The sequence below is a fragment of the Spirosoma luteum DSM 19990 genome (genome assembly GCF_000374065.1).
Classification (GTDB): domain Bacteria; phylum Bacteroidota; class Bacteroidia; order Cytophagales; family Spirosomataceae; genus Spirosoma; species Spirosoma luteum.
In genome coordinates, this window is record NZ_KB893257.1 from 1 (window position 1) to 21,157 (window position 21,157).

At 50.1% G+C, this 21,157-nt stretch carries 20 protein-coding genes; 15 read left to right on the forward strand and 5 right to left on the reverse strand.

All coding sequences use genetic code 11. From position 1 onward, the window contains the following. The 4 genes from B156_RS0112975 to B156_RS0112990 all read right to left on the reverse strand — a co-directional run. A partial coding sequence (locus B156_RS0112975; RefSeq protein ID WP_026260729.1) for a hypothetical protein occupies nucleotides 1–339 on the reverse strand: 339 nt, incomplete at its 3' end. Nucleotides 340–449: 110 nt separating this feature from the next. Continuing rightward, complete coding sequence (locus tag B156_RS30305; RefSeq protein ID WP_018619463.1) at nucleotides 450–1,064, reverse strand: hypothetical protein; 615 nt, start codon at nucleotides 1,062–1,064, stop codon at nucleotides 450–452. After that, nucleotides 1,054–2,277, reverse strand: coding sequence for an XRE family transcriptional regulator (locus B156_RS0112985; RefSeq protein ID WP_018619462.1), 1,224 nt, complete (start codon nucleotides 2,275–2,277; stop codon nucleotides 1,054–1,056). The genes B156_RS30305 and B156_RS0112985 overlap by 11 nt, the downstream gene beginning before the upstream one ends. A gap of 72 nt (nucleotides 2,278–2,349) precedes the next feature. Then, a complete protein-coding gene (locus B156_RS0112990; RefSeq protein ID WP_018619461.1) occupies nucleotides 2,350–3,285 on the reverse strand; it encodes an IS1595 family transposase in 936 nt (311 codons plus the stop codon). Nucleotides 3,286–3,380: 95 nt separating this feature from the next. On the opposite strand from B156_RS0112990, the gene B156_RS0112995 reads away from it, so the two are divergent. The 3 genes from B156_RS0112995 (at nucleotide 3,381) to B156_RS0113005 (ending at nucleotide 5,301) form a co-directional block, all read left to right on the forward strand. Further along, nucleotides 3,381–3,599, forward strand: a complete 219-nt coding sequence (locus B156_RS0112995; protein WP_018619460.1) for a hypothetical protein — start codon at nucleotides 3,381–3,383, stop codon at nucleotides 3,597–3,599. 101 nt (nucleotides 3,600–3,700) lie between these two features. Further along, entirely contained in the window at nucleotides 3,701–4,441 is a 741-nt protein-coding gene (locus B156_RS0113000; RefSeq protein WP_018620158.1) for a TlpA family protein disulfide reductase, read from the forward strand. A 56-nt stretch (nucleotides 4,442–4,497) separates the two neighbouring features. Next, nucleotides 4,498–5,301: a 5'-methylthioadenosine/adenosylhomocysteine nucleosidase gene (locus tag B156_RS0113005; RefSeq protein WP_018620159.1), complete on the forward strand. Its 804-nt coding sequence runs from the start codon at nucleotides 4,498–4,500 to the stop codon at nucleotides 5,299–5,301. A 36-nt stretch (nucleotides 5,302–5,337) separates the two neighbouring features. Here B156_RS0113005 and B156_RS0113010 read toward each other — a convergent pair whose 3' ends face one another. Beyond that, entirely contained in the window at nucleotides 5,338–6,819 is a 1,482-nt protein-coding gene (locus B156_RS0113010; RefSeq protein ID WP_245563730.1) for an MFS transporter, read from the reverse strand. A 255-nt stretch (nucleotides 6,820–7,074) separates the two neighbouring features. On the opposite strand from B156_RS0113010, the gene B156_RS0113015 reads away from it, so the two are divergent. From B156_RS0113015 to B156_RS0113070, 12 genes are all read left to right on the forward strand, one after another. After that, a complete protein-coding gene (locus B156_RS0113015) occupies nucleotides 7,075–8,286 on the forward strand; it encodes a parallel beta-helix domain-containing protein (RefSeq protein WP_018620161.1) in 1,212 nt (403 codons plus the stop codon). Beyond that, nucleotides 8,276–9,340 (forward strand): SO2930 family diheme c-type cytochrome, encoded by a 1,065-nt coding sequence (locus tag B156_RS0113020; RefSeq protein ID WP_018620162.1) that lies wholly within the window; start codon nucleotides 8,276–8,278, stop codon nucleotides 9,338–9,340. The genes B156_RS0113015 and B156_RS0113020 overlap by 11 nt, the downstream gene beginning before the upstream one ends. A 98-nt stretch (nucleotides 9,341–9,438) precedes the next feature. Further along, nucleotides 9,439–11,262, forward strand: a complete 1,824-nt coding sequence (locus B156_RS0113025) for an alpha-amylase family glycosyl hydrolase (protein WP_018620163.1) — start codon at nucleotides 9,439–9,441, stop codon at nucleotides 11,260–11,262. A gap of 149 nt (nucleotides 11,263–11,411) precedes the next feature. After that, entirely contained in the window at nucleotides 11,412–12,971 is a 1,560-nt protein-coding gene (locus B156_RS0113030) for a serine hydrolase domain-containing protein (protein ID WP_018620164.1), read from the forward strand. Between the two features lie 161 nt (nucleotides 12,972–13,132). Next, nucleotides 13,133–13,993 carry a manganese catalase family protein gene (locus B156_RS0113035; RefSeq protein WP_018620165.1) on the forward strand — a complete coding sequence of 287 codons (861 nt, stop codon included), beginning with the start codon at nucleotides 13,133–13,135 and terminating at the stop codon, nucleotides 13,991–13,993. A gap of 155 nt (nucleotides 13,994–14,148) precedes the next feature. Further along, nucleotides 14,149–14,667 (forward strand): GNAT family N-acetyltransferase, encoded by a 519-nt coding sequence (locus B156_RS0113040; RefSeq protein ID WP_018620166.1) that lies wholly within the window; start codon nucleotides 14,149–14,151, stop codon nucleotides 14,665–14,667. A gap of 171 nt (nucleotides 14,668–14,838) precedes the next feature. Continuing rightward, entirely contained in the window at nucleotides 14,839–15,219 is a 381-nt protein-coding gene (locus B156_RS0113045) for a response regulator (RefSeq protein WP_018620167.1), read from the forward strand. Nucleotides 15,220–15,312: 93 nt separating this feature from the next. Further along, nucleotides 15,313–16,074: an MBL fold metallo-hydrolase gene (locus tag B156_RS0113050; RefSeq protein ID WP_018620168.1), complete on the forward strand. Its 762-nt coding sequence runs from the start codon at nucleotides 15,313–15,315 to the stop codon at nucleotides 16,072–16,074. Between the two features lie 65 nt (nucleotides 16,075–16,139). Beyond that, nucleotides 16,140–17,156, forward strand: a complete 1,017-nt coding sequence (locus B156_RS0113055; protein WP_018620169.1) for an oxygenase MpaB family protein — start codon at nucleotides 16,140–16,142, stop codon at nucleotides 17,154–17,156. A gap of 100 nt (nucleotides 17,157–17,256) precedes the next feature. Then, complete coding sequence (gene mnmE, locus B156_RS0113060) at nucleotides 17,257–18,633, forward strand: tRNA uridine-5-carboxymethylaminomethyl(34) synthesis GTPase MnmE (RefSeq protein ID WP_018620170.1); 1,377 nt, start codon at nucleotides 17,257–17,259, stop codon at nucleotides 18,631–18,633. Nucleotides 18,634–18,742: 109 nt separating this feature from the next. Then, on the forward strand, nucleotides 18,743–19,933 hold the full coding sequence (gene argG / locus B156_RS0113065) for an argininosuccinate synthase (RefSeq protein WP_018620171.1): 1,191 nt from the start codon (nucleotides 18,743–18,745) through the stop codon (nucleotides 19,931–19,933). Beyond that, nucleotides 19,930–21,156: a glycosyltransferase family 9 protein gene (locus tag B156_RS0113070; protein ID WP_018620172.1), complete on the forward strand. Its 1,227-nt coding sequence runs from the start codon at nucleotides 19,930–19,932 to the stop codon at nucleotides 21,154–21,156. The genes argG and B156_RS0113070 overlap by 4 nt, the downstream gene beginning before the upstream one ends. Nucleotide 21,157 lies beyond the last annotated feature (1 nt).

Sequence of the window (21,157 nt, forward strand, 5' to 3'; positions counted from 1 at the left end):
AATCTTTTGTCCGTTAACGTCCATCTCTATTAAATCAAAGATTACCTTAACGTTCTCATAGTCTTCTCCTAACAGGTCGAATAGGCTTCGGGTATTGGCGTAATAATATGCCCCTGATTTCATAACAGTAAATCCATCCGGGTCTATCTCATCCGTAGTAACCAGAAAAAGCATTTTATCTTTTTCGTAGTCCTTCGCCTTGCCAATCTTGACAGTTTTTACCTGTTCTAAATTCAGCCTTTTTTCTGCGTTGCGATTGAATCCAAGTTTACCGTTGGCATGTATAGTTGCCTTGATATTGCTGTCCAATTCGCTGGCTTTAAAAAACTCAATCTCCATTCTCCCTGTTTGTGAAACCTACGAAAGCAAAGATAGTTAATTATCCTATTTTCACAAGTGTATTTTCTCCCTTGTACAATCTCTTGCATTTTATTTGTGCATGCAGAAGATTATTCCTTGTCTTTGCGTGGTGGTGGTACACTAAGCAACCCTTTCAGTTGATCGTCAAAAGTAACGTCGGTGTAATCAACATCAATTGGCTTTTCCTGCTTTTCCTTGTGGTACCCTAAGTCTTCATTCTTGGTTCTGAATGCAGTGTACAAATCAAATGGAATGGCACCCCGTTTCATCCATTCAATCACTGTAGCAAACGCAGGTTGCAAGTGTGGTGAAATTAAGGCTTGACGACTATCGCTTCCACGCACACCCTTAGAATTAACGTGTTTGCCCCTATTCAGGAACAGGTTGACTTCATCATAGATAAAGCGTCTCCCTGGTTCATTCTCTTTTCCCTTTGGTAATTTCAACTTCATAAAATTCCAAAGCGCATAGTACAGGTCATGGGATAAGTCAGGATTGGCAATATCGTTAATCATTGAGTCATCATAGCCAATGTCTTCATCTCCTAAGTCCTCATCGTCAAACAGTTTACCTTGTTTGCCGGGACCTTTCCTGTCGGCCTGTTCAGACATACGCTTGATTTCATCGTAAATCTCCTGTTGTGTCTTCCCTTGTCTGGCAGTATTGCGCTTATTCTGCTTGGGGTCTTTGTCGTTATTCTCCATATTGTGGTTGTTCACTAACCTTTGATTCTACTTTCTTTTTGAAGGCTTCAATTTCATCCAAGATTGTGTCTTTATCCCAAGGGTTTGTTCGGGCCATTTTTAGGGCTTTATCCGGCTTGCCAAAGTACTGTTGGTATTGGCTGTAGTAATTGCGCTTATTCTGCTTGTCTTCGTGATAGCAGTAAAACGAGTAAATGATAGATGGGTGTACGCGGTACTTTTCGGCGTAAGCGGATACAATGGCAGGACTGGTAATACTATGCTTTATGTAATCAAGCGTCTCTTGACGGAAAAGGATTTCACGAGCAAAGTAATCAGCATCATCTTCGCGAAACAAAAAGATGTCGCTTTCTCCTGTTAGGTGATAAACCAGCCCGTTTTTCAGGTCTTCAAAATCATAGCACACATGGAACAGTTCGTGCATGAGCGCAAACCAAAGCGTAGCGTAAGATTTATTGAAGTCAGTAACGACAATACACGGTTTCCCATTGATGGCAAAGGTTCCACCCCGCACTTGCGTTTTAGATAGATAGGATTGAATAATTACCGTTACCCCAACATTATACAATGCCTGAATAACTGTGAACAAACCCCTTTCTTCGTACCGGGTATAGGGCCTGATTTTGGGGATTAGCTTCATCAGCGCATCCCTATCATATTCATTAGGGTTGTTGTAGTGTTTGAATTGATGGATTGCCGAGCGTACCCAAAAGTCACGCATTTTATCATTTGACTTTGCTTTGGTGCGGCTAAACAACACATCCCCAATTTCCCGGTCGTACTCGAAAATACTCTCCAATTTAAAGAAGTGAGTTATTTGAGTCTCAATTTGCTCAAAATCCGAGACAGTGTCAATAACACCCGCTTTTTTTAGGCCCTGTAAATCAAAGTATTGGATAATATAGCTTGCGGCTTTTGCCTGTTGCAACTCCTTTGCCGATTCAGGTGACAGGGAAGCCATGTATACCCCTACAATCTGTTCAATGCCAACTTGCAAGAACTCGTCTAGTTTGAGCAGGGAAAATAAGTCAGCTTTTTGGGTGTCTCCTTTTAGTAAGCGGTCTAGTGTTATCCGATTAATGCCAACAATCCTAGAAAGCAGGTCAGATGAAATACCAAGTTCGTTTTTCTTTGTCTCGACTAAATCATACAGGGTTGGCCCATCGGTACGAGCTAACCACTCATATATGTCATTTAAAGAGCCATCAGCCATATTGTTCAGTTTTTACTGTTGAATATGGGCGTAATTTACGCGTATTTAACTATATTGTTCACTTTTGAACAACTATTTTTTTGCGATTAAGGCTTTGTAAGTTAAACGACCTTCTGTATTGGCAAGCACGAAGTAGAAGCGTTGGCTCGTTCCCTGTTGGCGGGAATTGTAGCGTAGTACAAATTCATCACAATAGCGTTGTAAGTGCTTGAAACTAACGTGGTGATAGATTCCATCAATACCCCGCTTTAACAGGCTCCAAAAGCCTTCCATCGTGTTTGTGTGAGCCATACCATTGACAAACTGTTTGGCGCTGTGTTGTACTACTTCGTGCGAATACACTTTATTAAGCCCCTTATACGACTTGTATTCGTCGGTCATTACAATACTACCCGCCACTACCTGTTCAGCAATTAGCTTCTGAACGGTCTTACTGTTGGTGTCTTCAACTACTTGCGCTGTGACATTACCACCCCGTTCGACCATGCCGAATACAGGCTTCTTAGTTTTGGTCGAACGTCCCTGTGTACCTTCTGTTTTCTTATCAGCATGTTTGTTCTTTTCCTTGCCACCGATGTAAGTTTCATCAACTTCAACCGTACCTTCCATTGCGGCTTTATAGTTGGGATGGTCAAACGCATAGCGTAGACGGTGAAGAACGAACCACGCTGATTTTTGGGTCACGTCAATATCTTTGGCTAACTGATGGGAAGAAACACCCTTTTTGTGAGAAGAAAGGATGTACAGAGCCATAAACCACTTCTGCAAAGGGATTTTGGTATCCTCAAAGATGGTTCCGGTTTTGACGTTGAAGTACAGGCCCGAATTTTTGCACTTGTAGCGGTTAGGTGTTCCAGGCTTGCTGGCACACTGGTACACTTTTGATTCAGCGTCAAAGGGGGAAACTACAGTTCCGTTCCAGCGAATAGACTCTAAGTGAGCCAAGCAGGATGCTTCATCGGGGAACGCTTGGAGAAGGTCGGCAATACTCTTAAATTCGGGAACCATAACCGTAAGTACTTGTGATTATGGTGTAAATATATACTCAATAAATGAGTATTGCAAATATTACAAGTAGTATTTTACACTAAATCTGAACGAAAATGAAAGGATTTGCAATTAAGGTTGGGGGTGGGCCAAATGGGGAGGAAAGGGAATTTAGAATTGCTCAAGATGAAAACATGTACGTTACTGCTTTTCGCATTAATAGTACAACTGGCGATATTGACCCCGACCTTATCTATTTAGGAACATTCGGAGATATTAATCACCTAGAAGTTAACGGGCAAATAACTGAACTCTTAAGCCAAGTTCGGTCTTAGTGTAAATTGGTATATCATTACCTAATATATTCAGCCATCAGCATGTATCTTGAGCGGTTGATTGACCTCAATTTTATACACACACCAGACAGCAAAAAAACATGCGTGCGTTCCTGTTTTTGATTTTAGCTACGGCAATACCCTTCCTGATACAACCATCCGCTTTAGCCCAGACAGTTACCCGTTCGGCAAGTATCCGGCAGGAACGGCAGATTGACGAGAATACGAAAATTGTTGATAAGAAAACCGGAAAACCAGTTTCGTACAAAGAGTATCAGGATTTGTTGAACAAGGACCGGGATGGCTACCACCTGGAGGCTATTATTGATGAGTATGGGAAGGAGAGTGCCTACACCCTTCGTCCCATGACGCAAGAAGAGCGCGAAACGCACAGCGTCAGGGATTACGATACATCACTGAGGCCCAAAGTAGGTGAACCAATGCCCGAATTTGTGATGAAAGGCATCGATAATAAGGTGTATCGGCTGACGGAGTTAAAAGGCCATGTTCTGGTACTTGGCTTTTGGATCAGTTTACGTAAACCCTTCTGGGGACCCAATCAAGCAAAACCATTGGCTGATATTCTGGCGTCTTATCCGTCAAAAGCGGATATCATTTCATTGGGTATTCTACAGGATTCCGCAGAGGCTATAGCCAGCGTGATGGCTACGCAAACACTGCCGTTTGTTCCGATTCCCAACTCCTACACCTTTAACCAAAAATTTCAGGTAACTAGAAGCCCCAGTTTTATCGTTATTGATCGACTGGGGAAAGTGGCTGCTTTCGTGGATGGACAAGACTATGACCAATTAAATAAAGCCTTACAGGCAGCAAGTCGCTAAGAACCAGCGATGCAGGATTTTTGACTAATTTGGTGGTTCATTTGCTAACCGACTCCATGAAATACCTCCTGATACTGCTACTCATTGCCCATACATCCACTGCGCAGGTGTATACTCCCGAACCTGTTACGGGCCTGCTGGGTGCGTTTGGGGCGGAGGTTACGCTGGTGAAACAATCACTAAAGGACTCAAAAACAGTGTTAATTGACGGCATTTCGTTTACGACCGGACTCGTTGGTAACCAGCGCGTGGTTGTTGCCGAAACCGGTATTGGCAAAGTAAACGCGGCCATGACCACTGCCATACTACTCACTCATTTTCACCCCCGGCAGGTGTTATTTACCGGTATTGCGGGGGGCACCAATCCCGACCTTCAGCCGGGAGACATTGTTATAGCCCGCCAAACGGTTCACCATGACTACCAGTACATCACCTTTGAGCAGCAGCCATCAATTCAAACGCGCAACGCGGTAACGGGTGAAAAGAATCCGGCCTTCTTCAACGCCGACTCCGTTATGCTGGTTAGAGCCCAGGCCGTAGCTCACTCTGTTGCATTTGATCCCGTTCCTGGCACGTCGCGTCCGCCGTCTGTGCTGACGGGTATTGTAGTTACAGGTGACCAGTTTATCTCATCGGCCCAAAAAGTTGCGGAGTTACGGAAAACATTTAAGGCCGACGCCACCGAAATGGAAGGAGCGGCAGTAGCGCAGGTCTGCTACCAGATGCAGGTACCCCACCTCGTTATTCGAAGCCTGAGTGACCGGGCCGATGCCAATGCCCGACATGATATGTTGTCGTTTTACCAGACAGCCGCCCGCAACTCGGCCCGATTAGTATTGGCGTTGGTACAGAGTCTATAAGTTCAAGTAACCGTTACTCGTTTACAGACCTGTCAATCAGTCCAATGGCTTGGTCGATAGGGTTGATTTCGACCCATGAACAGGCTCCGTTACCGGCTGCGGGCTGACAGAAGACCGCGTAAACGAGATGACTGCTCCAATAAGCACCAGACCAGCCATAACCAGGTACGCGTAGTGCATACCGAGTAATTGGGCCGGTTCTGATTCGGGCGTTACGCCGTTAGCCAGCGCGTACCGGTTCCGGGTACTGTACCAGACGGCCGCAGCCAGCGCAATACCCATCACCAGGCCCAGATTTCGCATGAAGGCAATGATACTGCTGGCAATACCGCGTTGCGCCAACGGGGCCGCGTTGAGGGCCGTACTGCTGTTAGGCGATTGAAACAGGCCGAATCCCAAACTGACCAGCGCACTCCGCCAGACAACCTCTTTCCAGTCCCAGGTACTATCCAGAAACGAAAAGGCGAAGTAGCCACAGGCCGTAATCAGCAGGCCGGTGGTGGATAGCCAGCGGGTCCTGATTTTATCGGACAGGTATCCGCCCAGCGGAGCAATCACGCTTAGGGTAAGTGGCCCGGCCAGCAGCACTAACCCCGCCCGCTCAGGCGGTAGACCCAGTAATTGCTGGAGGAAAAAAGGAATTACAAACAGGTTGGCTCCCGACGCAATGAATCCGCAAAAAGACGCCAGAATGGCCGAGGTGTAGGGCTTGACCCGAAACAAACTCAACTGAAGCATCGGCTCCCGAACGCGCTTCTCCCAAATAAAAAAGAACAGCAGCAATAAGGCTCCGATGGATAACAGGCTGATGACAAGCCCGCTGTCCCAGCCGTAGCGGGGCTCAGACCCAAAATCCAGCCCTGTCAGAAGCGAGACTACGCCGAACAAAAACAAGCCGGCTCCCAGCAGGTCGAAGCGTTTTTGGTCTACCCTGATGCTTTTGGGCAGTACGAGCCACGCCCGCCAGATGGCCAGTAATCCGATGGGTACATTGACAAAAAAAATGCTCGTCCAGCCAAACTTTCCTAATAATAATCCCCCCACAACGGGGCCGGTGCTGGCTCCGGCGGCTACTACCGTACCCATCAACCCCAGGGCTTTGCCCCGCTCATTCGGAGCAAATGCATCACTGATTATTGCCGGGCCAATGGCAAAAATCATGGAAGCCCCTAGTCCCTGAACAACCCGAAACGCAACCAGCGACCAAAGACTCCAGGCTAGTCCACACAGTAGCGAACCCACCACAAACACCCCAAAACCCGTGATGTAGAGCCGTCGGCGACCCACCCAGTCCGATAGTTTTCCCATGATAAGGAGCGTACTGGTGGTGGTGAGGAGGTAACAGAGCACAACCCATTCTACCCGGTCGCCGGCATTCAGTTCGCGCCGGATGGTAGGCAGGGCAATATTGACGATACTACTGTCGAGAGTAGACATGAAGGTGCCGAACATGACCGTAGCCAGCACCATCCATTTACTGGGTAGCGAGGTAGTATGGACAGGAGGGGGGATAGACACAGGCAGGATGTATTGCTTTTGAACGTAACTGGTAAAACAAGCACCTTGTTCGGGTGAGAATAGCCAAAAACGGACAATAAATTCAACGGTGATATCCGTCGACTATCGTAGGAATCGCCTGTTGGTGGGAGCCGGTCCGTGCCACTCATTACGCTTGTCACCCGCACGGGTGTTGAAAGCGTTTTTATGGTAAGAACGCCAAAATTTCGTACCTTGATTGCTCTTTATCCAATCATCTTCTCCTACCGCCGACCGATGAAGCAGTACGCCCTATTACTAGTTGCCTGCCTGTTTGCCAGTATCGGACGGGCGCAAACTGACGTGCAGAAACGCTATCAAACCCAGCTTATTATGGTTGATGATGGCGGTGTCGTCGAGCTTGACGCGGGTACCTTCACATTTTCCGGGAGCTTGTCTTTGCAGGATAAAAAGAAGATCACCATCCGGGGAAAAGGCGTCGACAAAACGATTCTGAGTTTTAAGGGACAGACCGACGGGGCCGAAGGACTACGGGTATCCGATGCCGAAAATATCGTTATCGAGAATCTCACCATTCAGGATAGCAAAGGAGACGGTATTAAGACGATGAACGTAAAAGGTATTACGTTCCGAAACGTAAAAGTTGAATGGACCGGGCCGCCAAAGGCCGCAAATGGGGGTTATGGGTTATATCCTGTCCAGTGCGACAACGTTGTTATTGACAACTGCATTGCTATTGGAGCCTCCGACGCGGGTATTTACGTAGGGCAGTCGCGGGGGATTGTCGTTAAAAACAGCAAAGCCTATCACAACGTGGCGGGTATCGAGATTGAAAATTCTCGCAACGCGGAGGTGTTCGACAACGAAGCCTACGAGAATACAGGGGGCATTCTGGTATTCGACTTACCCGACTTGGTGCAGAAGCAGGGCGGCAATGTACGGGTGTACAACAACTATGTGCATGACAATAACCTGCCCAACTTTGCGCCGGAGGGCAACATCGTGGCAGGGGTATCGGACGGGACCGGCCTGCTTATCCTGGCGGCCAGCAACGTAGAGGTGTTCGATAACCGGTTTATCAACAATCAGAGTGTGGGGACAGGCATCATCAGCTACCTGCTCACCGAACGTCCTATCACCGACAAGGGCTACTATCCTTTTTCGACGGGTATTTCTATTCACGACAACGTGTACGAGCGTAAATCCGGTCCACCCACCACGCGGGGGCGTTTTGGGAAAATGTTTCACTCGGTGCTGAAGTTCGATCAGGATATTCCGCACATTCTGTACGACGGTATTGCCGATCCGGCCACACTGGATAAGAATGGAAACATGCCCGCCGATAAACGTATTTGCATCCGCAACAATGAAAATCAAAGCATTGCCAACCTCGATGCCGCACAGGGTTTTCAGCACGTTTCCCGCGATGCGGCTCCTTTCGATTGTCAGTTAGAACCCGTAAAAACAACCCTCGGCAATGGCCGGTAAGATAGGTATGCGCAAGGCTGTTTTTTATGGGTTGCTAGCCGCTGTCCTCTGGCTCACGCTGACCAGTTGGCGGACGGATGCCGTGCCTGATAAACTGTCTGATTACGGTTTTTTTGCTGGCAACCCCGCTCAGCAGAAACCCGCAGCCGGGGTGGTACCCTACGCGCTGAACACGCCCCTGTTTTCGGACTATGCCGAAAAACTTCGCTTTGTTAAACTGCCCGATGGGCAAGCCGTTGCCTACAATGACACGGCCGTGTTAGCGTTTCCGGTGGGTACTACGCTCATCAAAACGTTTTACTTTCCCAATGACTTCCGCGACCCGGCCAAAGGGCGACGGTTGATGGAAACGCGGCTGCTGGTCCATCAGGCGGCAGGCTGGAAAGCGTTCGATTACGTCTGGAACGACGAGCAGACTGATGCTGTGCTGGAGGTGGCGGGTGATACCAAAACCGTACAGTACGTCGATAAAGCGGGTATTCCCAAACAACATGCCTACGTCATTCCAAACCTGAACCAGTGCAAAGGGTGTCATAACCGCAACGAAGTGATGATGCCCATTGGCCCCTCGGTACGGCAGTTGAATGGTGACCTTGCCTACAGCGGGACGGCGAAAGCTACACCCGAAAACCAGCTGACCCACTGGAAACAGGAGCGGATGCTGACGGGTATGCCCGCGCTGGCCAACTGTCCCAAAGCACCCGTCTGGAACAAACCCGAAACGGGATCACTCAATGACCGGGCGCGTATCTGGCTTGACATCAACTGCGCCCATTGCCATAATCCTAAAGGCCCCGCTATGACCTCGGGCCTGAACCTGAGCGTTTCTGAAACCGACCCCACCGCGCTGGGCGTTCTGAAAACGCCCGTTGCTGCTGGACGCGGTTCGGGCGGGCATTCGTTCGATGTTGTACCCGGCAAACCCGATGAATCCATTCTGGTTTATCGCCTTCAGTCTACAGACCCCGGCGAAATGATGCCCGAACTGGGTCGTAAAACGGTTCATACCGAAAGCCTGGCGTTGTTGCGGGAGTGGATTAAGAACATGAAGTAAAAACTCAGCCTGCCTGCCGGGGAGGTGATTTTGACCTGGATGGCTTTAGTCCCTCCCTGCCGGGGAGGGGTACATTACAGATTATTTTTACTGAACCTATGACAAACGACAATCCTGCCTTTCGTAAATTCTCCCGCCGTACCTTTTCCACCGGTCTGTTTGCGGCCACTGTACTCAGCAACGAAGTGGTGAAAGCTGCCCACTCGCTCCTGAATCCAACCGCTACGCGAACGCATAAGCTCGTTATCTACCAGATTTTTACACGCCTGTTTGGTAACCAGAACAGTACTAACAAGCCGTGGGGCACCCGCGACGAGAATGGCGTCGGGAAATTCAACGATATTACGGACAGAGCCTTATTGGAGTTAAAGAAATTCGGCGTTTCGCACGTCTGGTACACGGGTATCATTGAGCACGTCCTCATGACCGATTACTCGGCGGAGGGCATCCGGAAAGATAATCCGATGGTGGTGAAGGGCCGGGCGGGGTCGCCGTATGCTATCAAGGATTATTACGATGTGGACCCGGACTTGGCGGTCGACGTGAAAAACCGGATGCAGGAGTTCGAGGCCCTGCTGAAACGTACCCACGCCAATGGATTGAAAGTACTCATTGATTTCATTCCTAATCACCTCGCCCGCGAGTATCAGTCCGATGCCAAACCCACCGGGGTGGTGGATATAGGGCAGCATGAAGATAAGACTATAACTTTCAGCCCCGAGAACAACTTTTACTACCTTCCGGGCGAGTCGTTTCAGGTGCCCGATGGTGTTTCGTTGCCGCCCGGTCTGGCTGCTGAGCCGTACGTCGAGAATCCTGCCAAAGCGACTGGAAACGATGTGTTCGAAGCCAAACCCAATGTTGGCGACTGGTACGAAACCGTGAAGCTTAACTACGGGGTCGATTACCAGAACAACCGGCGGCAGTACTTCGATCCCATTCCGTCTACCTGGCGTAGAATGCGGGATATTTTGCTTTTTTGGGCTAAAAAAGGGGTGGACGGTTTCCGCTGCGATATGGCCGAAATGGTGCCGGTGGACTTTTGGGGCTGGGCCATTCCGCAGGTGAAAGCGGCCAACCCATCGGTAGTGTTCATTGCCGAAATTTATAATCCCAAACAGTACAAGGCCTACGTCCAGACCGGAAAATTCGATTACCTCTACGATAAGGTAGGACTGTACGATGCCCTCCGGCGGCTGATGGAAGGCAAAGGGACAACGGCCGATATTACAAACGTCTGGAAAAATGAGTCCGGCGATATTTCGGAACACATGCTGCGCTTTCTGGAAAACCACGACGAGCAGCGTATTGCCTCCCGGTTTTTTGCCAATGACCCCTGGGTGGCGGTACCAGCTATGACGCTGGCGGCAACCCTGCATACGGGGCCGGTTATGCTGTATTTTGGGCAGGAACTGGGCGTCAATCCTACCAAACAAGAGGGGTTCCAGGGCGACGATGGGCGTACCACCATTTTTGATTACTGGGGCGTACCGGAATACCAGGCCTGGACCAACGGTGGGAAGTTTGATGGAGGAAAATTGACGGACAATCAGAAAAAATTGCGGCAATTTTACCACCAACTCAATCACCTTGTTGGTGCTAGTGATGCCATCCGAACGGGTGGATTTTATGATTTGCAGGCGGCTAATGCAGCCAGCAAAGGTTATAATCAGGAACAGGTATTCAGTTATCTACGCCATTCGAACAAGCAAAAATTGTTGATCATCTGCAACTTTGACAAGAAGAACTCTGTCAGGACATCGGTGCGAATTCCCGCCGACGCGTGGCAGAAAATGAAGTTATCAGCTACTAAAACGCATTCATTCACTGATATTTTTCGCACGAAAACCAAACGGACCGGCAACGGCGGTGTACCTGTCGAGCTGCCGCCGTTGGGCGTGCTGGTGCTGGAGATAAAGTAAGTCTTTTTTTGTCATTCCGACCGCAGGGAGGAATCTCAAATTACCTATTAGTAAAACTTGAGATTTCTCCCTGCGGTCGGAATGACAAAAAAAGATTGGATATGCATTAAATAACCACTCCCTGAACCGAAAAATAACAACCTGAAAACATGAAACACTTCCACCTCTTTATCCTTCTCCTGCTCACAACAGCAGCCATTGCCCAGCCATCGGCAACCCATCCGGTGCCCCACGTAACCAATTACCAGCCTCCCGCTTTTACGGATGCTGACCGGCTGAAAAAACTGGAAGCTGCCTTTCCTGTTGTCGAAAAACTGTATCGGGAACGGGCCGAAAAATACCATTACCCCGGTACGGCTTTTGGTATCGTGGTGGATGGTAAACTGGTTTATTCGGGCGGGTTTGGGTATGCCAATGTGGCCCAAAAGATACCAGCCACCCCAAAATCTATGTTCCGGATCGCATCAATGAGCAAAAGCATCACGGCGATGGCGATTCTGAAACTTCGGGATGCGGGCAAACTCCGGCTCGATGACCCCGCCGAAACCTACATCCCCGAGCTGAAAGCGCACAAATACCTTACGGCCGATGCACCCCGGATTACCGTGCGTAATCTGATGACGCACTCCGCTGGTTTTCCCGAAGATAACCCCTGGGGTGACCGCCAATTGGCCGATTCGGATACGGATTTAATCAACCTTATCAAGGGAGGAATCTCGAATGCCAATGTTCCTTCGTTCGCCTATGAGTATAGTAACCTGGCCTTTGCTATGCTAGGTCATATAATTACGGTAGTATCCGGCAAACCGTACCAGCAGTACATCACCGAAACCATCCTGAAACCGCTGGGCATGAACGACACGAAGTGGGAGTATACGCAGGTACCGGCGGAGAAACTGGCCTTAGGTTACCGTTGGCTGGATGACAAGTGGGTGGAGGAACCGCTGTTGCATGATGGTTCGTACGGGGCCATGGGCGGACTGATTACATCCATCGAGGATTTTAGTAAGTATGTCGCGGTGCACGAAGCGGCCTGGCCACCGCGTGATGACGCGGATATGTTACCCATCAAACGGAGTTCTATTCGGGAAATGGCGCACCCCTGGACATTTTCGGGGCTTTTTACGCAGGTGAAAAACTCGGCCGGGCAGACTTGTCCAGTAGCCAGTGGTTACGGCTACGGACTGGGCTGGAGTCAGAACTGTGAAGGAATCGTTGGCGTGGGGCATAGTGGCGGTCTACCCGGCTTCGGGAGTCAGTGGCGTTTTCTGCCCGAATACGGCATAGGCGTCATCGCTTATGCCAATCTGACCTACGCCGGGCTGGGGTCGGTGAATACCGCCGTACTCGATACGCTGGTGGCTATTGGGAAACTACAACCCCGCACGTTGCCGGTATCATCCATACTGGCCCAGCGAAAAGTCGAACTTTTGAAACTACTGCCCGACTGGAAAAACGCGGAGCAAAGCGGTATTTTCGCGGAGAATTTCTTCCCCGATAAATCGCTCGATTTTCGCCGGAAAGCGGTTCTGGATTTGTACGCTAAAGCCGGTGCTATCCAGAAAGTCGGCGAACTCATTCCGGAAAATCAGTTACGGGGTCATTTTTTGATGGAAGGGGAGAAAGCCAGCATAGACGTGTTTTTTACCCTCACACCCGAGAACCCAGCCCTCATTCAGCAACTGGATTTACGGGAAGTACCCAGGTAACAAGCTTTAAGGTATACACTGAACCTCTTGCGGGCGTCAGCAGGTGTAGTGATGTTAATCTGAAAAAGCCAAATCCTCACTATTCTCAGAATAAATACGTACATAATCTATTGGTGTAGTTGATTAATTGAACAAAATAATTTTATCAAACTATTACCATTATGTTTTATCACGACAAGAACTTACAGTACAAAGTAAGAGTGGACAAGCCGAATCCACAGTTTGCTACAGCCTTACAACAGGCCATTGGCGGAATTGAAGGCGAAATTCGGGTTTGTCTGCAATACCTGTTTCAGGCCTGGAATTCCAGAGGGCCGGTCAAGTATCGCGATATGCTGCTAAATACAGGCACCGAAGAAATGGGGCATATTGAAATGCTTGCCACAGCTGTTGCGTTAAACCTGGAGGGGGCGTCAAACGATTTGGTTGATGACCTGGTTGGGAAAAACCCAATTGTAAATGCGATTATGGGTGGTATGAACCCCCGGCAGTTTTTATCGTCGGGCCTGGGAGCCATGGCTGTTGACGCCAGTGGTGTCCCTTTTAACGGGTCATGGGTAGTTGGGTCGGGTAATATTGCCGCTGATATGTACGCCAATGTCATGGCTGAATCGACGGGTCGGGTGTTGGCTACCCGTTTGTATTCACTGACCGATGATGCGGGTATGAAAGATATGCTGTCTTTTTTAATTGCCCGTGATACCATGCACCAGGAGCAATGGCTGGCTGTACTGGAAGAGTTGGGGCAGGGAGACATCCGAAAAGTTCACCCCATCCCTAACAGTTTTCCGCAGGACAAAGAACTTGGCCAATACAGTTATGCGTTTTTCAACACCTGTATTGATGAGGAGCGTTCGGCAGGAACAGAAAGACGCTGGACGCAGGGACCGTCTATGGATGGACGGTCGGAGTTTCACGAAATAAAAATTAAACCTCAGGGAGAAGAACCCCAGTTGGGACCGCCTATGAAGGAAGCATACGCGCAAACCGAGCAGATGAAACATTACGGTGAGCAATCCTGACAAACCTTACTCACTACCTCTTCTGAAAGCCTGACAATTTCGATTGTCAGGCTTTGTGTTTTTACGAAAAATAACGGCAATTCAGCCGCGTAACCTCTATTTTTGACACACGAAAGACCGGTTGTCAAATCCGGATAACATTAATTCCTAATTGCGTGAGTGAACGTATTACTCCAGCCGTTCAGGCGGATATTTCGGCGTTAAGTGCCCTGGTAAACGGAGCTTACCGGGGCGAAGGCTCCCGAAAAGGCTGGACTACTGAAGCCGATTTGCTGGACGGTATCCGGATCGATGAGACCGGCCTGAAGGCCATGCTGCAAAATCCTGCCGAAACGATTTTGACATATGAAGATGCGGATCGGTTAGTGGGCTGTGTAGCGCTGGAAAAGAAAGGAACGGAGTTGTACCTGGGTATGCTGACCGTATGGCCCGAAGCGCAAACCGCAGGCATTGGTAAAAAACTAATGGCAGCCGCCGAAAAACTGGCACTGGAGCAACAATGCCAGACCATTACGATTACCGTTATTACGGCCCGGCACGAACTGATTGCATGGTACGAACGACGTGGGTTCAGGGCCACCGGAGAAAAAAAGCCGTTTCCCGACGATCCCCGTTTCGGTCTGCCAAAACAGCCGCTGGAGTTTATCGTTATGAAAAAAGAGTTGGCTGAATAAGAGGCATCAACTGAATTTTTTGGTCTTCTTATTGTATCATTCTCATGACACAGTCCACTACCTGACTGGAAAAGAGATTATACCGGCAAGGGAACAGGAAAGCCCTTTTGCGTTTGCCGATTTAACTGTATAATTTCACCACCTTAAACCGAAACCGATACCACTAGTTATATGACATCTTTCAAACGAGTCCTGATTGCCGAAGATAGCTCTGTTATCCAGAATCTGGCCCGCAAAATTCTTGAGTTTCAGAACTACGATATCACAGCCGTTAAAAACGGTGAGCAAGTATTGCAAATTCTTGAAAAAGAAGACTTTAGCATTCTACTGTTAGATATCAACATGCCTCTGATGGACGGTATGGAGTGCGTTCGGCGGGTCCGGGCTTTGTCCGACGTTGAAAAAGCCAACGTACCTATTGTTGCCATTACCGGCAACGCCAAAAACTATACCGAAGAAGAGTTTAAAACCGCCGGTTTTAACGATGTTCTGGTAAAGCCGCTCAATTTTGACCGCCTGGTTGAAGTCGTTAACCAGTTGACTGATAACTAAAGTACCAGGAGCAGGGAGTGAGTAGTAGCTGACACGCCCATAAGTGACGCGTCAGCTACTACTCACTCCCTGCTCCTCACGACTAACTCCTTTATGCTTATCACCCTGCTGGGTACGGGTACATCGTCGGGAGTGCCGCTGATTGGGTGTACCTGCGAGGTATGTCAATCCGTTGATTTTCGGGACAAGCGGCTTCGCACGTCGGCCCATATTGCAGTAGATGGCAGGAGTTTCATCATCGATACCGGCCCCGACTTTCGGCAGCAGGTACTCCGGCTCAACCTTCGGCAACTGGATGCCGTCCTTTTCACCCACGAACACAAAGACCACACGGCAGGGCTTGATGAGGTGAGAGCCTATAATTTCCTGTCGGGGAGGGATATGCCCGTGTACGGGCGGCCAACGGTGCTGGCGCAGCTGAAACGTGAATTTGCCTATATTTTTGCCGACCACAAGTATCCGGGCATCCCCCACGTCCAGGTACACGAAATCAATAACGAACCAGTGGATGTGCTGGGCGTTCGGGTTGTGCCCATTGAAGCCATGCACCACAAACTTCCCGTTTATGGCTATCGGATAGGTGATTTTACGTACCTGACCGACCTTAATTACATTTCGGACCAGGAACTGGAAAAAGTAAAAGGTACGGAAGTGCTGGTGCTGGATGCGCTGCAACGGAATGAACATCCATCCCATTTCACCCTCGACCAGGCAATTTTACTCGCCAATCGCGTTGGTGCCCGCCAAACGTACTTCATTCACATCAGCCATAAGCTCGGCCTGCACCGCGATGTTGAAAAAGAATTACCGGCCCACATCCGGCTGGGCTACGATGGCCTGCAAATTCGGCTGTAAGGGCTGATTAGCAATTAAACCAATCGTTTCCACGCATCGTTATCAGGTACAACTTCAACCGTTCGATGCCAGCCTTAGTAAAACCCACCCGTCTGTTTTCGGATACCCTCCTGGAATCATTTCGCCAGCAGGGCGATGCACCCGCCGATGCCGTAGTTACGGCGGTCACTGCCGCCAATGGTCCGGCCGGGCTGCGGTTGCTGATGCGCTGGCTAGCCGATACGGCAGATTTTCAGACCGCTGAACAGCACCCGGCCGTGCAGAATTTTTTCGGTCAATACGCTGGTCTGCCCACTTGGGCCGATTTGGACAAGATGCAGCGGGGTATGGCGTTTTTTAAGAAAAACGCCCAGAAAATTGGCCTGACGCTGGGTTTGTTCTCTCTGCCGTACACGTATCTGGGCGCCAACGGAGCGCAGGTTCTCTGGATAACCGAGCGAATCAAAAACGACACCGCCCGCCGGTTACAGGAAACGGGAGAGTGGGTATTTGCCGTTCATAATCCCAAAGAGTGGCGCACTGGCACCGCTATAGCGCGAACGCTGAAAATCAGGTTAATTCACGCTGGTGCGCGTTGGTTTTCGTTGCATTCGGGCAAGTGGAACAACGCCTGGGGGCACCCCGTCAATCAGGAAGATATGGCGGGAACGAACATTGCTTTTTCTTACATTGTTTTGTTGGGTCTTCGGAAATTGGATGTTTCCATGACCGGGCAGGAGGAAGAGGATTATTTGCATCTTACGGGCGTAATCAACTCGCTGAATGGGGTGGTCGATGCCTTACTCCCCCAAAATATGCGGGAAGCCTACACCCTGAATCGAGCCATTGCCCGGCGTCAGTTTGCCGCTTCCGAAGCGGGCGTTGGATTAACGCGGTCCTTATTGAATGCCATCGGTGAGGTGGCCGTTCAGACTGAACGTGGAATTGCACTACCCGAAACGGCCCGGAACCTCGCGGCTGGTGAAATGCGTTTCTTCCTCGGCGACGAACACGCCGACTGGCTGGGCATCCCCAAAGTACCGGTCGAAAAGCGGCTGGCCGGGCTAATCAGCCGACTACCTATTTTTCCGAATCTTGTTTAAGGTTTATGGTTTACGGTATTCGGTTGGCTGACGCGTGAGTGTAATGCGTCAGCCAACCGAATACCATAAACCATAAACCTTAAACCATAAACCGAATACCTTGTCTCATTCAGAACCCATTGCCGCTTTAGCTACGGCACCCGGCATTGGAGCCATTGCCGTTATCCGCGTATCGGGCGACGGTGCTATTGACCGGACACAGCGTTTTTTCAGGGGTAAAGATCTTACCCGTCAGGATAGTCACACGGCTCATTTTGGTACCCTTCGCAATGAGGATGGCAGCATTATCGACGAAGTGCTGGTTACGGTTTTTCGGGCACCGAAGTCGTTTACTAAAGAAGACGTGGTTGAGATTTCCTGCCACGGGTCGGAGTTTATTATCCAGCAAATTTTGCGTCGACTGATGCAGGAAGGGGTGCGGCTGGCACTGCCGGGCGAGTTCACGCAGCGGGCTTTCCTGAACGGTCAGTTCGATTTGGTGCAGGCCGAAGCCGTGGCCGACCTGATTGCGTCGGATTCGGATGCCAGTCACCGGGCGGCCCTAACCCAGTTGCGGGGTGGTTTCTCCCGGCAATTAAAAGAGCTTCGCCAGCAGCTCATTGATTTTGTGGCATTGGTGGAACTGGAACTGGATTTCGGGGAGGAAGACGTGGAGTTCGCCCACCGCGACCGGCTCCGGCAACTAATGCTCGACATTCGGCGGGTACTGCATCCGCTCATCGACTCCTTTTCGACTGGAAATGCCATTAAAAACGGGGTGCCAACGGTCATCATCGGTAAACCCAACGCCGGTAAATCGACCCTGCTGAATGCGCTCCTAAATGAAGAAAAGGCTATTGTATCCGATATTCCCGGTACTACCCGCGATGTGATTGAAGATGAACTGTTCATAGATGGGATTCGATTCCGGCTCATTGATACCGCCGGACTCCGGGAGGCCACCGACCAGATTGAAGCGATTGGCATTGAACGCACGCAACAGAAAATGCGCGATGCCTCGCTGGTCGTGTATCTGTTCGATGGGAAGAACGTTCGGCCCGACGAACTGGCGCAAGCTGTGGATGTGGTTAGGGCATCCGGCAAGCCATACCTGCTGGTGGGAAATAAGCTGGATGCCATTAATGACAGTACCCGTCAGGAATTGGAAGAAACACTGGGTGAAAAAGTCGTCTGGATTTCGGCGGCCAGACAAACCCATCTGGACGAACTGAAAGCAGCCCTTTCGTCCCGCGTTCGTACCGATTCGGCCGTGCAAACGGGAAGTGCCGTAGTAACCAACGCCCGCCACTACAACCACCTGACCGGTACCGACGAAGCCCTGGCTCGTGCCATCAACGGCCTGGATTCGGGCGTCACCCCCGACTGGCTGGCGATGGACCTACGGGTAGCGTTGCAGCATTTGGGTGAATTGACCGGCACTATCGTAACAGATGATATCCTGGAGTCAATTTTCAGTAAGTTCTGTATCGGTAAGTAAATAAGGCCGGACAAGTTTGTTAGCCCAAGTTTACCCCAAAATCCCGATATTTGCCCCCTCAAAACTAGCTGGACAACGGGTTGTACGACTTGCTTGTCCTTATTCGCTGATGTCTCAAAAAGTAGTACTTGCCTTTAGCGGGGGTCTCGATACCTCCTTCTGCGTTAAATATTTAAATGAAGACCGGGGCATGGAGGTGTACTCGGTACTGGTCGATACAGGCGGTTTCTCCGATGACGAACTCAACGCCATCGAGGAACGGGCGTATTCACTAGGGGTAAAATCGCACATAACCATCTCTAAAACGGATGATTATTACCAGCAATGTCTGAAGTTTCTGGTATTCGGTAACGTCCTGAAAAACAACACCTATCCGCTTTCGGTCAGTGCGGAGCGAATTTTCCAGGCCATTGCGGCCGCAGAGTACGCCCGGGAGATTGGTGCAACGGCCATTGCCCACGGTAGTACCGGGGCCGGTAATGATCAGGTACGTTTCGATATGGCATTTCGGATCATTGCCCCCGAAGCCGAAATTATTACCCCTATCCGTGACCTGCGCCTGTCGCGCGAAGCCGAAATCGAGTACCTGAAAGCGAAGGGGGTCGATCAGGAGTGGCACAAAGCAGCTTATTCCATCAACAAAGGCCTGTGGGGAACCTCGGTAGGCGGGAAGGAAACCCTCACCTCCGATCAGTTTCTGCCCGAATCGGCCTGGCCTACGCAGGTAACCAAAACCGAACCGGAAACCATCACCCTCACCTTCGAGCATGGCGAAATAAAAGGCGTTGCCGGTGAAAACTTCAAAAATCCGGTGGATGCTATCCGTAAGCTAACCGAACTGGCCGGTCCGTTCGGTATTGGCCGCGACGTTCACGTGGGCGACACGATTATTGGTATCAAAGGGCGGGTTGGTTTTGAAGCTCCCGCTCCGCTGATCCTGATTAAGGCGCATCACACGCTGGAAAAACACGTACTGGGCAAGTGGCAGTTGTACTGGAAAGAGCAACTGGCCAACTGGTACGGCACTATGCTCCACGAAGGTCAGTTTATGGACCCCGTGATGCGGAACATCGAAATTTTCCTGAACGACACGCAGGCGCACGTAACCGGAAAAGTACATGTCTTGCTGGCTCCTTACCGCTTTCAGGTCCTGGGCATCGAATCGGACCACGACCTGATGTCGGCGAAGTTTGGTTCGTACGGTGAGATGAATAACGCCTGGACCGGCGACGATGTGCGTGGATTCTCGAAAGTAGCGTCCAACCAGGTGATGATTTACGGAAAAATCAACGATCAGTGATTGGTAAGGAGCGAAAATACTGTGCTCCCCGGAGCATTGGCTACCCCCTCCAACTCCTCGATGTGGTGGTGGACGGGTATGCTCGTGGGTCGTATAAAAAGCGGAGCTACGGCCCCGTCAATACCGATGCTCCGGCCGTGCTGATTATGACTTCCGGGCATCTGGGCGACGCGCTGATTTTGAGTTTTGCCTTTCCACTCATCCGGGCACGCTATCCAAACGCCCAGATTGATGTGCTGGCCGGTAGCTGGTGTGACCCCATCTGGAAAGACAATCCGTACATCCGGCGGGTTGTTCACCTGAATCACGTCAGTACCAACCGACGTAATCTGTCTAAATGGGGCAAGTGGCAGGAGTTTTTCCAAACCTCAAGATCGGCCGTAAAAGCACTTCGGGATACGGTGTACGACTACTCGGTTGATGTTCGGTTTTCGGATTCGCCCATGCACTTCGTTTTGCCCTGGCTGAAGGTCAAACAAAAATTCGGGTTTGGCACGCGGGGATTCGGGGGTTTGCTCGACAGGGAGTTTTTTATCCCGGAGGGCGAAATCCACAACTTCGACCTGATTCTGACGGTACTGAAGCCAATGGGGGTTAATGGTAGTCTGGAAACCGTTGAACCGTATTTCGTTCACCCGTCGCAGACGCTTGCTCAATTGTGGGCTAAGCTAAATCGTCCGGTTCCGATACAGAAACCCGTGCTGATTTTTCCGGAATCAGGTAACGAGGTACGTATGTTATCTATTGAATTTTGGTCAAAGCTGGCTACTCAACTATTGGCGGAAACGTCCTGTCCACTGATATTCAGCGGTCAGAAAGCCTTTACAACAGCCCTGTACGAACGGGTTCTGGCCGATAATCCGGCGGAGGCTGACCGTCTTGTTCCAGCGGTAGGAAACCTGAATCTTTCCGATGTTGCCAGTTTGAGTGAGCAATCGCAGGCTGCTTTTACGCTCGATTCGCTGCCTATGCATTTGTGTTGCTTGGGTTGCCCGACGTTTTCGTTTCAGAAAAACGGGATGGGGATTCAGTTTTTTCCGATTTCCAGTCAGCCAACAACCGTTCTGCATAATCACTTGCTGAGCCGGGACTTAACCATCGACCGCCCTGGTTTTGTTAGTGACTACGTTTCTACTTTTGACGATACGGTGCTGGAGCGGGCTATGAACTGGTTCACTAGCCTGAACAAACACCACCCGACGGTTGATGAATCAATCCGGTAAC

Bases quoted from the DNA above. Each gene is read 5' to 3' on its own strand.
- B156_RS30305 (WP_018619463.1), bottom strand. From the start codon at position 1,064: ATGGAGAATAACGACAAAGACCCCAAGCAGAATAAGCGCAATACTGCC.
- B156_RS0112985 (WP_018619462.1), bottom strand. From the start codon at position 2,277: ATGGCTGATGGCTCTTTAAATGACATATATGAGTGGTTAGCTCGTACC.
- B156_RS0112990 (WP_018619461.1), bottom strand. From the start codon at position 3,285: ATGGTTCCCGAATTTAAGAGTATTGCCGACCTTCTCCAAGCGTTCCCC.
- B156_RS0112995 (WP_018619460.1), top strand. From the start codon at position 3,381: ATGAAAGGATTTGCAATTAAGGTTGGGGGTGGGCCAAATGGGGAGGAA.
- B156_RS0113000 (WP_018620158.1), top strand. From the start codon at position 3,701: ATGCGTGCGTTCCTGTTTTTGATTTTAGCTACGGCAATACCCTTCCTG.
- B156_RS0113005 (WP_018620159.1), top strand. From the start codon at position 4,498: ATGAAATACCTCCTGATACTGCTACTCATTGCCCATACATCCACTGCG.
- B156_RS0113015 (WP_018620161.1), top strand. From the start codon at position 7,075: ATGAAGCAGTACGCCCTATTACTAGTTGCCTGCCTGTTTGCCAGTATC.
- B156_RS0113020 (WP_018620162.1), top strand. From the start codon at position 8,276: ATGGCCGGTAAGATAGGTATGCGCAAGGCTGTTTTTTATGGGTTGCTA.
- B156_RS0113025 (WP_018620163.1), top strand. From the start codon at position 9,439: ATGACAAACGACAATCCTGCCTTTCGTAAATTCTCCCGCCGTACCTTT.
- B156_RS0113030 (WP_018620164.1), top strand. From the start codon at position 11,412: ATGAAACACTTCCACCTCTTTATCCTTCTCCTGCTCACAACAGCAGCC.
- B156_RS0113035 (WP_018620165.1), top strand. From the start codon at position 13,133: ATGTTTTATCACGACAAGAACTTACAGTACAAAGTAAGAGTGGACAAG.
- B156_RS0113045 (WP_018620167.1), top strand. From the start codon at position 14,839: ATGACATCTTTCAAACGAGTCCTGATTGCCGAAGATAGCTCTGTTATC.
- B156_RS0113050 (WP_018620168.1), top strand. From the start codon at position 15,313: ATGCTTATCACCCTGCTGGGTACGGGTACATCGTCGGGAGTGCCGCTG.
- B156_RS0113055 (WP_018620169.1), top strand. From the start codon at position 16,140: ATGCCAGCCTTAGTAAAACCCACCCGTCTGTTTTCGGATACCCTCCTG.
- argG (WP_018620171.1), top strand. From the start codon at position 18,743: ATGTCTCAAAAAGTAGTACTTGCCTTTAGCGGGGGTCTCGATACCTCC.